Below are 10,089 nucleotides of genomic sequence, written 5' to 3' on the forward strand. Positions count from 1 at the left end.
ATGTTACCTGCTTCCTATCGACATTCTTTTTCCTAAGCGGTTAATAATATAAAGAACAGCCACAGAGACAACAGTCATAATAAGAACAAGAAAGTTGGCAAGTTCTCTGTCTCCTGCCAGAAGTGCATCGTAAATGGCAATAGGCATGGTCATTGTTTCATTTGGTATGCTTCCTGCAACCATTAAAGTTGCACCAAAGTCACCAAGAGCTCTGGCGAATGAAAGAGTTATTCCTGATACAACTCCTCTCCAGGACAAAGGAGGATGATTGTGAAAAAAATGTTAAGGTCAGACCTGCCAAGTACTTTTGCTGCACTGGTAATGGAAGAATCAATGCTTAAGAAGGCATCCCGTGCAGATTTGATAAAAAAAGGGATGGAAACAATCAAAGCAGCGATTACTGCGCCTGTTGGAGTGAAAACCAGGGTAATGTTAAACTGATCTTCCAGATAGCTTCCAAATGGACTCTGACGTCCAAGAAGGACTAATAAATAATAACCTAACACAGTCGGTGGCAGGACAACAGGAAGAGTGATGAGTGTATCAATGAAATCAGCAGTCTTCCCTTGGGAACGGTGCAGGTAATAGGCGACGGGAAGTCCGATGAGAAACGCCAAAAGAGTGGCTGTTAAAGCCACTCGAAGGGAAAGAAACAAAGGAAACAAATTCAACTCTTCCATCTATTGATTCTCCTCAGGTACGACAAAACCATAGTTCTCCATGATAGGTTTTCCTGTGGGCCCTTTAATAAATTCCAGAAAGTTCCGTGCTTCTGATTCTGCATTTGTTCCATCAATCACAGCAATCGCCTGTTCCAAAGGATTGTGAAGACTTTCATCTATTAAGTGAAACTCGTAATCTTCTTCTGGGGCCAGAGAAAGGGCAACGATTCCTGCTTCAGCATTTCCTGACTCAACAAATGATAAAGCATCTGAAATGTTCCTTCCATATACCAGCTTGCCTTCCATTTCATTCCACATTCCAGCTGACTCCAGAGCTTCTTTAGCTGCAAGCCGTACGGGGCATGTTCAGGATTAGCGATGGAAAGGCGTTTAATTTCATCGGAGTCTAATTGATTAATTTCATCGGAGTCTAATTGATTAATTTCTTCTGCTGTGAAAGAACTGTCTTCGTGATAGACGATACCGATACGCCCAATGGCGTATAATTCTTTCGTTCCATCTACGAGCATATCCTGATCATCAAGACGATCGATAAACTCAATGTTAGCGGCAGCAAATACATCAAATGGAGCCCCGTTTTCAATTTGGTCAGCCAGCTGCCCGGTCGAGCCAAAGGAAAAGGTGACAGGTGTACCTGTTTCTTTCTCAAACGCCACCCCTATTTCTGAAAAAGCTCTGTGCAAATCAGAAGCAGCTGCTACGGTTAATTCATTGCTGGTTTCATCCTGTGTTTCATCAGGGCTGCATCCTGCAGCAATGGTAAGCAGGAGGCTGGTTGCCACACCAATATAAATAAATTTCATACTTTTCTCCTTCATTATGACGGTAGAATAATAGTGTCCTACATGTTATTATATTATTTCCTAAGGGAAGTGAACAAGCTCTTTTCCAACAGGGAGCTGAGGAATTCCTTTTCTGTCATTATTATAGTAAAATAGATTCTAAAGATGTCAAATGGCCCCGTAGCTCAGAGGATAGAGCGTCGGTTTCCTAAACCGTGCGTCGCAGGTTCGATTCCTGCCGGGGCCGCCAACAAAGGCAGACTTCGGATCCACCCGATTCTCCTTAACGATAAACCAAAGTGTACAGTTCACTAGTAACCGAATAAAACAAACCAAGAAGGGTTTCTTTACGTAGTAAAAGGACGCTTCTTTTTTCTGTTGGCAACTAAACAGAAAGGATTGTGATTCTAGTTAAATATCTAGCAAGTAATAAAGCGGAAAACCTTAATCAGAGGCAAAGACCTTTTTTATAAAAATGATGATAGCTTAAAGCATGTCTAATGTTTCCTACATAGTATATCTAGTGAAAGAGGGCCCCTTTCTACGCTTTAGAGAAAGGAGGAATCTAACATGGTTAATGTAGTTACCATCGTATTAGTATTACTTCTATTGCTTGCACTGCTAGTAGCAGTCCTGCTAGGAACAGAGAACCAGCAGCAAATTATTATAGATGCAATCGTTGCTCTGTTAAGTAATAACAATAATGGATAGTGACTGATAAGCTCAAGGAAATAACCTCTTTTATGCTCACCCATAGAGAAACAGTGTCTATGGGTTTTTTTATTTCCGGTATATTTTTCTCAGATCCTATGATAGTGACCTATTACCTGAAAGAGGCAGTTACATATAATAGGTAGCGACATGTTTAGTGAAATACGAAAGGAGTGTAGGCAGCAAATGGATGAAAAGGAACTTCTTAAAAAAGCGGAGAATCTTGTAAAAGATAAGGAAAACCTTGATATGAACGAGCTTCTCGGGCTTTCCTACTCATTGTTTAATGAACTGAATAACTCGAGTGGCAGTGAAAATAAAGAAAGTGATCAAGTTGGCAGTGAAAATAAAGAAAGTAAACAAAAGAAAAGGGGGAAAAAAGAAAAAGAAGAAATCAGGGGGAAAAACAAAAAATCAAAAAAGGAAGAGACTATTGGAAACCAAACTAATGCTCTCGAGCTGGCACAACCAAGAAAAGAAAGCAGTGTCACCCCCACAAAAGCAGCAAATGCAAGCAGTGGGGAACGTGCCAGAAGAGACCGGGCTCTCAAATTATTAACGATTGCAAGCCTTTTTAACGGAGGAAATCAATCTCTATCCAAGCTGTCCTCCGGGATGAATATGAATTTGATGGATACAATCAGTAAGACAGGTGTAAATGTAAGCAATTTAAATGTAAGCAATTTATCACCAGAGCAAATCAAAACCTTTCTAAATGGAGCCGCAACATTTTTAAGTAACAATGTACAGAGCCAAGCTAAAAACAACAATAATGAATAGCGAAAAAGGCAGCAGAAGGAGACTGCTGCCTTTTTTCTTACTTCTTCACTTTTACTAATTGATACCCTTCTTTTTCACGGATGTATTCCATGCCTTTTTTGTAAGAGCTGAAGGTCTTCACATCTGTATGAATACTGTGATTGGCAAAGTCTTTGGCTACATCGACTGGAAATCCTGCAAAGATGGGAGTTGCTCCAATAAGCCGGAGAGCTGAAGCAATATGGGAAAAATAAAATGCAACTTTTTCGTCTATGTTTTTACTTACACCTGTAAAGTCAAATATAATAAACTGACTCCGATGTTTTACACAGTTTAAAAGAATCTTCTCTCTCATCGTTTCAAACCTGTGCTCGCATAAAGTACCGGTTATAGGAACAAGGAGTGTCGACTCAACCTCGGTGTTAATAATAGGAGTTGACAGCTCTTCTATCAGTTCCTGGCCTGCCTTCACTTCCCGTTCATACTCGGTCACATCTTTCCATGTGAGGAGAAAGCCTTTGACTTCTCCATTACGTCCTTTCAAGTGGTCTACCACGATACTTGCTTCAAAACGATTAAATAATGAGATATTAGCTTTGTGGGGAAACTCTCCCTTTTCTAAAATGTCTCTTTGTTTCTCGCCATGAAAAGTGGAAATATTTATTCCTATAAATTGTTCCGGGTCATTTATATTAACAAATGGACCGATATCTTTCATTAATTCTTTGGCAGCTTCATTCATCCAGATAAGTTTATAGGAAGTGTCAGCGATTAAAATGTTTTCACCGACAGTATTCAATACTTGATATATATCTAAATCCTCAAAAAGGGAAGGTGATTTGCCCATATTTTCTTGTCCACTCCTCATAGTTCTGTTTCATTTATGATAAAAACAATATTTTATTTTACTCATTATAGCAAGAATCCACACAGTTATCTCTTATATAATAACAGAAGAATAATAGATTACATTCTAGCTCAGAAAAAAATCTGCAGCTGTATCCTGCACAGAAAAAAACCCTTTAGGCTTTCACCTTAAGGGTTTTTCCTTCCTATTCAAGGTTAACACGTGATAAAGGTTCAGAAGCCGGCCCTTCAATGACCTCCCCAGAAACAGAAAATCTTGAACCGTGACAGGGACAATCCCAGCTTCTTTCACCATTATTCCATTCAAGCTCGCATTTCATATGTGTACATGTCGTATCAACTAATAGGAGTTCTCCTTTTTCGTTTCTGTACGCTCCTGTACGTTTTCCCTTTATATTAACGACGGCGCCTTCATCTTTTTGAAGTTCATCAAGTTCAATGCTTCCTCTTTCGAGATGAGATTTCACAAATTGGGAAGCTACATCAACGTTTTCTTTAATAAAACTTTTTCCGTCTTTCAGCTCTAAATGAGAACGAGTAGGGGCAAACAAGTCAGCAAAACGATTTGGTTTATCTGTAATCAGGTCTGTTAATAACAAGCCGGCAGCCATACTGTTGGTCATTCCCCATTTCTTAAAGCCGGTTGCGACAAATATATTGGCTTTTCCGGAAACAGCCTGACCGATATAAGGTACTTCATCAAGGGTAATTAAATCCTGAGCTGACCAGCGGTAGGGTACAGACTGTACTCCGAAATGCCTGTCAGCAAATGCTTTAATGTTATTAAAGTGCCGCAAAGTATCTTCGCTTTTCCCGGTTTTATGGTTTTCCCCTCCAAATATAGCGAGCTTTTCTCCACCAATCTCAGTGTGCCTTAAGGAAAAACCTGGTTCATCTACACCTAAATACATTCCTTCAGGGACTTCTTTTTCTGTCTTGACTGCCATAGCGTAAGATCTTTCCGGATGAAGCCTTGAGAAATAAAAACCCGTCGTGTCGTCAAAAGGGAAATGAGAAGCCATCACTGCTTTGTCACAAGTAACGCTATAATTGTTTCTGGTTTCTACTTTTATAGAATCATCATTTCCTTTGAGGTTGACAGCCGTCGTATTTTCGAAAATGAGTCCTCCGTTTTTAATGATTTCATCAATGAGTGTCTGTAAAAATTTCACTGGGTGAAAGTGGGCTTGATCAGGCATTTTTAGTGCAGCCTTCGTATCAAATGGAAGAGGGGAATCATATACAAGCTCCCCTGGAATATCCAACTGCTCGTAAGCTTTTTTCTCTATTTCAAGCTGCCGTTTTCCATATTCAGTGCCTGCGTGAAGATAAGCGTCTTGATTCTTATAATCACAATTGATCTCATGTTCAGAAATCAGGGACTTTATTGTGTTCATGGCCTCAACCTGAGCTTCGTAATAAAGCCTTGCTGTATCCTCTCCTTCATTTTTAATTAATTTATCATACATTACGCTATGTTGAGCGGTTACCTTGGCTGTAGTGTGTCCAGTCGTTCCGTTTAAGAGGACATCTCCTTCCAGTAAGGCAACCTTCACACCTTCTTTCGTTAAAAAGTATGTCGTTAGAATGCCAGCCATTCCCCCGCCAATTACCGCAGCCTCTACTTGAATATCCTCTTGTAACGAAGGAAATTCCCTTGTTGCCTCGTGCTCTCTCCAATAAGAGGAAGAGTAATTTGGTATGTTGTTTTCTTGTTCTGGTTTCATTTAAAATTCCTCCTTTCAGCTAATGCTCTATACCCTTGCTACTATTTGTTAATTCATATCTTCTGCTGTTTACTTGAAAATAAACATAAAAAGTAACCAAATTGAAGGAAACACAACATTGCAATATCATGGAAAAGGAAGAAGTGTTAGTTTTGCTTCTTTTTTGTTGGAAGTCATAATAGTGGACAAGATTGATCTTGTAAAAGGAGGGGACAAGCAATGAGAAAGATAAAAACAGCTGTTATTTTGTTGTCTTTTTTGGCCGCTTATTTTACCTTTCCTAAGGCAGCTGCAGCTGCTGTAAATATGCAGAAAGAGAAAGGATGTTACAAGTAAATGGATAGATCCTCCGTAAAGTACTTAACACCGAGGGAGAAAGCAACCATTCAAGATCTGAACAAAAAACTTCAAAATGCTTCTTCAGCAGAAGAAAAAGAAGAATTTGAATTTCTTATTGCAGCAATCATGAAAGCTGGCCTCGATCGAATGAACGAAGATAAGTAAAGAGTCTAGTCTTTATTTCGAATTCTTGAAGTATGTTACATTTTCCTAACAAAATGTCTCTATGGCGCCTCCTGTTGAATTTTCTTGCTAAGCTTAATAGTAGATAGGAGGAAGGATATATGAGCTCATATTTAATTGATCCTGTCCATAAAGAAGTTCATCATACTTCTTTTATAGGTGATCAATGTAAAATTCTCCAAATATCGTTAGAAAAAAGAGTAAAGGAATACTCCAGTGAAGTCGTTGATTCACTTTGCGAAAATAATGGATTCAAAAGATGCACCTGCTGTAAAGGACTCAAAATCAAACAACCAGTATCCTTTGCCAGTGTAAAAGGAGAAATACCTTCTTAAGGAAGGCATAAATGAAAAAAGACAGCTGTTCATAAGGGTTTGCAGCCGCCATAAGAGTGTGAGTCCGGGGTTTGATCGGATTCATGCTCTTTAATTTTGCCTTATCTTCTGCAACTAGGTTGTTAAAAAAGACTCATTTTTTCTTTTATAAAAGGAATTAACGTTTTTTCCTGTAAATGTATTATGTATGGAAAGATGTACCTACATTTATGAATGGGGGGAGATTGTTATTAAAAAAGAAGTCCGATTAATACCTTATCGTGTTGAAAAGGTAATGGAAAAAGCAGATGAGAAGATACCTAAAGGGATAGAAATGATCCAGGCACCAAAGCTGTGGGAAAAAGGATACAAGGGAAAAGGGTGCGTGATAGCCGTGCTCGACACCGGCTGCCAGCCGGACCATCCCGACCTTAAAGGAAGGATCGTTGGCGGAAAAAATTTCACAGAGGATTATGGAGGAAACCCGGATAATTTCTCAGATAATCAAGCACATGGAACTCATGTAGCGGGAACAATTGCAGCCTCCTTAGATAACAAGGGGGTGGTGGGTGCTGCACCTGAAGTGTCGCTATTGGTTCTTAAAGTATTGTCCGGCGAAGGATACGGTTCTTATCAAAGTATTATTGACGCCATTCATTATGCTATCGACTGGAGAGGGGAAAATGGTGAAAGAGTAAGAGTCATTTCTATGTCCTTAGGAGGTCCAGATGACATTCCAAGCATGCATGAAGCTATTAAAAGAGCTATAGAGCATAATATTCTTGTCGTATCAGCAGCGGGAAATGAAGGCGACAGTAATGAAGAAACAACAGAAATTGCTTATCCGGGATACTACAAAGAAGTAGTCCAAGTAGGAGCGGTTGATAGTAAGGGAAACCTTGCCCCTTTTACAAATTTCAATGATGAAATTGATTTGGTTGCTCCGGGGGTGGATGTATTGTCTACGTATCCAGGCAGCTCGTATGCCAGGTTATCAGGCACCTCAATGGCCACACCTCACGTTTCAGGAGCTGCTGCTTTGCTCATCAGCCAATGTGAAGACGCATTCCGGAGAGAATTATCAGAAGCGGAGATTTTTGCCCAATTAATTAAGCGTACCGTTTCCCTTGGAAACAGTCCGGTTATGGAAGGAAACGGATTACTGATTTTAGACAAGGATGAGCGATTTTTCACTACATGACATATAGTTTATAACCCCTTATCCTGCAGCGATGTATAGATATCCCTCCCAAGCTGGAGGGTTTTTCATTTCTGCACAGATGATACAATAGAAGAAGTTATACTCATATAAATCCAGCAGTCAGGAGGAGTTAGGGTGAAAGGAACAAAAGCATTACTTATCATTATAGGTGGCATTATTGTTTCAGCACTCATTTTCTTTTTTTAATTCGTCCAGTGGAGCAATTACAACCACCTGTCTCCTCAAATGAAGAGAATGGTTTTCTGCAGCAGGGTCCTGATTCTGTCAACGTCGATTTAGAAAACAGAGCAATAGAGCTTGCGTTTGAAGTGAACGAAGAAGATATAAATGCAGCGGCACAGGAAAGCATTGAAGATGATCAGGATATCGAAGAATTAGAAATACAAGTTAACGAGGAAAGAGTAGCTGTTTATGCAAACAGCTCAATGTTTCCATTTATAGCAACTCAATACAGATTGTTCTTTACCCCGGGGATAGAAAACGGCCAGCTCATCTTAGCTTTAGAGGAAGCATACATGGGAAGGATTCCTTTGCCGAACCAGTTTGTTCTTAATCAAATAGAGATGGAGGAGGATTATTTTTATCTGGACAGTGACAATGAAAGAATTATATTGTTTCCAGATTTACCTGAGAACGTTACCTTTTCTACTGTGGAGATTACCCAAGGGGAAATAGAAACCGAGCTGGTTATCACTATTGAATCACTTTCAGATGCTATCCAGCTTATTGAAGAAATTCTGCCGCAAGGAGTAGAAGAAGAGATCCTCAATCGTCTCTTTTAATAAATGTACTTTGCAATTTTACCATCCCAGTTGCAACCTTAGCACACAGCAAGGGTCAAAAAGGAGAAAAATAATACTGGTGGGAGTGAATTGAGTTTGTACTTCTCTATTTACTCCTGTTTCTTTAATCAATTGATCAACGGTGTCCTGATCCCCTTTTTGTGCAGCATCTTTAAGTTGAAAAGCAAAATTTTCAGAAGCCTGTATGGAATGGAGCAGTGATTTACTGTCGTCTAATAAAGCTTCCATTTCAAGAGCAGAGTTTAGAAAGTCTTTAATATCCACTGGAGGGTACTGGCGATTCATGCCGGTGTATTCTGGAAAGCTTGGGAGCGTACCATACAGGGATCTCCGTGGATGAATCGTCGGGCAAATATAATAGGGAGTAAAGACATTACCGAAATAGTAATAAAGATAACTCATTGATTATGTCCTCCTCAATGTATTGATCATAGTAATGTATGAGATACAGACTTCAAAATGTGTATTATTTTTCTATGATTGGATAACAATGTGAAAAAATGGCTAGTATAAAAAGGTCATATATGCTACATTGTTCAAGTAATTAAAGTTCTGCTATACATAAATTTTCATCTTTTCTTTTTTTGGTATTTGTCCGTCTTTATTTAGAATCAAGTGATCATAAAGGAGAGGTATTATGAACAAATTGTTAGCTGTCAGTTGTGGTGCAGGGGCTCTGGCTGTTGGCATAATTATGGTTATGTTCTTTAACGTTGCTCAAGTAACAATGAATTTTGTAGACAATCATTCGATTGCGGGAGCAAAAGATCAATGGGAGAACATCGAAAGTCCTGACAACAGTTCAGATGGAACTTCTGTCTGGAAAGATACTCAAAGTCAATACAACAGCTGGAAGGATCTTAAAGATAGTAGCAGCTATATAAAAGAGGATGAAACCGAAATTATAGAAAAGCTCAAACTTGATTTAGAAAATAATATTTTGCTCCATGTCCCAAGTGATCATAAAGAACAAGTAGAAAAAGTGATTGATTCTGCTGAACAGGCTTTAGAGTCTCCTACGAAGGAACACATTGAGAAAACTTATTTCCAGATATCTCAGCTCAAACAATCAATCGAACATTTATAAATTAACCCGTCTCCGGCGGGTTTTTGTTTTTTAGAGATAAAATACAGATCTTATGTTTTCAGGCTCTTTAAAGGTACATGTTGATTTATATAGGATATGTAATAGTAGATATATTCTCGAGACACCTTCATGGAGAGGAAGAGTCAAGGATTCCGAAGTGCGGAATTTTCAAAGGAGGATTGACCGTGGCTTAGAGGACCTCGCCAGAAGAATATGAAAAGATATCCACGATACTCTGCATCTTTATAAACAGACTGTATTAGTACGGAGAGCCAGGGAATAAATAAAAGGGATAACAACATGATATACAAAAAGGAGGAAAAACGATGTCTTTTGACTATGCGGAACTTGATGATCATCAAAAAATGCAAATTCAAACCCTTGAAGAACAGCTTGGGTGTGTGCTCATTGCTTTTGATGATAAATATAAAGCGCAGAATGAAAAAGTGAGTCTGAGGAAATGAAAAACTGACTGACATAGGAAATGGTACGCACCTAAGTCAGTCAGAAAAAGATAAAGTGTAAGTTTCTGTATGAGGGTTTTGGTCTTCATGAATAGGTAAATGGGTTAATAAGAAATGCTGAATGTTCTCCTTCGGATGATCGCCCGAC

11 protein-coding genes, 1 tRNA gene and 2 pseudogenes are annotated in these 10,089 nt (G+C 39.1%); 9 read left to right on the plus strand and 5 right to left on the minus strand.

Annotated features, from left to right (window positions below):
• Positions 1–3 precede the first annotated feature (3 nt).
• Positions 4–680, minus strand: a pseudogene (gene modB / locus JCM19033_RS13285) (molybdate ABC transporter permease subunit).
• Positions 681–1,501, minus strand: a pseudogene (gene modA / locus JCM19033_RS28275) (molybdate ABC transporter substrate-binding protein).
• A gap of 138 nt (positions 1,502–1,639) precedes the next feature.
• Between modA and JCM19033_RS13295 the strand changes: the two are divergent.
• From JCM19033_RS13295 to JCM19033_RS13300, 3 genes are all read left to right on the plus strand, one after another.
• Positions 1,640–1,715, plus strand: a tRNA-Arg gene (locus JCM19033_RS13295).
• Positions 1,716–2,035: 320 nt separating this feature from the next.
• Entirely contained in the window at positions 2,036–2,176 is a 141-nt protein-coding gene (locus tag JCM19033_RS23545; protein ID WP_157049876.1) for a hypothetical protein, read from the plus strand.
• 186 nt (positions 2,177–2,362) lie between these two features.
• Positions 2,363–2,956 carry a hypothetical protein gene (locus tag JCM19033_RS13300; RefSeq protein ID WP_054636655.1) on the plus strand — a complete coding sequence of 198 codons (594 nt, stop codon included), beginning with the start codon at positions 2,363–2,365 and terminating at the stop codon, positions 2,954–2,956.
• 37 nt (positions 2,957–2,993) lie between these two features.
• On the opposite strand, the gene JCM19033_RS13305 is transcribed toward JCM19033_RS13300, so the two are convergent.
• Positions 2,994–3,782: an STAS domain-containing protein gene (locus JCM19033_RS13305; RefSeq protein WP_054636656.1), complete on the minus strand. Its 789-nt coding sequence runs from the start codon at positions 3,780–3,782 to the stop codon at positions 2,994–2,996.
• Between the two features lie 205 nt (positions 3,783–3,987).
• Entirely contained in the window at positions 3,988–5,529 is a 1,542-nt protein-coding gene (locus tag JCM19033_RS13310; protein WP_054636657.1) for an FAD-dependent oxidoreductase, read from the minus strand.
• 336 nt (positions 5,530–5,865) lie between these two features.
• Between JCM19033_RS13310 and JCM19033_RS23550 the strand changes: the two genes are divergently transcribed.
• From JCM19033_RS23550 to JCM19033_RS13325, 4 genes are all read left to right on the plus strand, one after another.
• A complete protein-coding gene (locus JCM19033_RS23550; RefSeq protein WP_157049877.1) occupies positions 5,866–6,033 on the plus strand; it encodes a hypothetical protein in 168 nt (55 codons plus the stop codon).
• A gap of 119 nt (positions 6,034–6,152) precedes the next feature.
• Positions 6,153–6,386 carry a hypothetical protein gene (locus JCM19033_RS13315; protein ID WP_054636658.1) on the plus strand — a complete coding sequence of 78 codons (234 nt, stop codon included), beginning with the start codon at positions 6,153–6,155 and terminating at the stop codon, positions 6,384–6,386.
• 187 nt (positions 6,387–6,573) lie between these two features.
• Complete coding sequence (locus tag JCM19033_RS13320; RefSeq protein ID WP_054636659.1) at positions 6,574–7,566, plus strand: S8 family peptidase; 993 nt, start codon at positions 6,574–6,576, stop codon at positions 7,564–7,566.
• 215 nt (positions 7,567–7,781) lie between these two features.
• Complete coding sequence (locus tag JCM19033_RS13325; protein WP_054636660.1) at positions 7,782–8,369, plus strand: DUF2140 family protein; 588 nt, start codon at positions 7,782–7,784, stop codon at positions 8,367–8,369.
• An 18-nt stretch (positions 8,370–8,387) separates the two neighbouring features.
• Here the strand turns inward: JCM19033_RS13325 and JCM19033_RS13330 are convergent, their stop codons facing one another.
• Positions 8,388–8,792, minus strand: a complete 405-nt coding sequence (locus tag JCM19033_RS13330; RefSeq protein WP_054636661.1) for a hypothetical protein — start codon at positions 8,790–8,792, stop codon at positions 8,388–8,390.
• Positions 8,793–9,027: 235 nt separating this feature from the next.
• Here JCM19033_RS13330 and JCM19033_RS13335 point away from each other — a divergent pair, with 235 nt between their 5' ends.
• Both JCM19033_RS13335 and JCM19033_RS23555 read left to right on the plus strand, forming a co-directional pair.
• The gene (locus JCM19033_RS13335) at positions 9,028–9,477 is read left to right on the plus strand and encodes a hypothetical protein (RefSeq protein WP_054636662.1); all 450 of its coding nucleotides are present in this window, start codon (positions 9,028–9,030) and stop codon (positions 9,475–9,477) included.
• Between the two features lie 326 nt (positions 9,478–9,803).
• Complete coding sequence (locus JCM19033_RS23555; protein ID WP_157049878.1) at positions 9,804–9,941, plus strand: hypothetical protein; 138 nt, start codon at positions 9,804–9,806, stop codon at positions 9,939–9,941.
• The last annotated feature ends 148 nt before the right edge of the window (positions 9,942–10,089 follow it).

The sequence above is a fragment of the Thalassobacillus sp. C254 genome, assembly GCF_001310615.1.

Coding starts and splice junctions, on each gene's coding strand:
- JCM19033_RS23545 (WP_157049876.1), top strand. CDS start 2,036: ATGGTTAATGTAGTTACCATCGTATTAGTATTACTTCTATTGCTTGCA.
- JCM19033_RS13300 (WP_054636655.1), top strand. CDS start 2,363: ATGGATGAAAAGGAACTTCTTAAAAAAGCGGAGAATCTTGTAAAAGAT.
- JCM19033_RS13305 (WP_054636656.1), bottom strand. CDS start 3,782: ATGGGCAAATCACCTTCCCTTTTTGAGGATTTAGATATATATCAAGTA.
- JCM19033_RS13310 (WP_054636657.1), bottom strand. CDS start 5,529: ATGAAACCAGAACAAGAAAACAACATACCAAATTACTCTTCCTCTTAT.
- JCM19033_RS23550 (WP_157049877.1), top strand. CDS start 5,866: ATGGATAGATCCTCCGTAAAGTACTTAACACCGAGGGAGAAAGCAACC.
- JCM19033_RS13315 (WP_054636658.1), top strand. CDS start 6,153: ATGAGCTCATATTTAATTGATCCTGTCCATAAAGAAGTTCATCATACT.
- JCM19033_RS13320 (WP_054636659.1), top strand. CDS start 6,574: ATGGAAAGATGTACCTACATTTATGAATGGGGGGAGATTGTTATTAAA.
- JCM19033_RS13330 (WP_054636661.1), bottom strand. CDS start 8,792: ATGAGTTATCTTTATTACTATTTCGGTAATGTCTTTACTCCCTATTAT.
- JCM19033_RS13335 (WP_054636662.1), top strand. CDS start 9,028: ATGAACAAATTGTTAGCTGTCAGTTGTGGTGCAGGGGCTCTGGCTGTT.
- JCM19033_RS23555 (WP_157049878.1), top strand. CDS start 9,804: ATGTCTTTTGACTATGCGGAACTTGATGATCATCAAAAAATGCAAATT.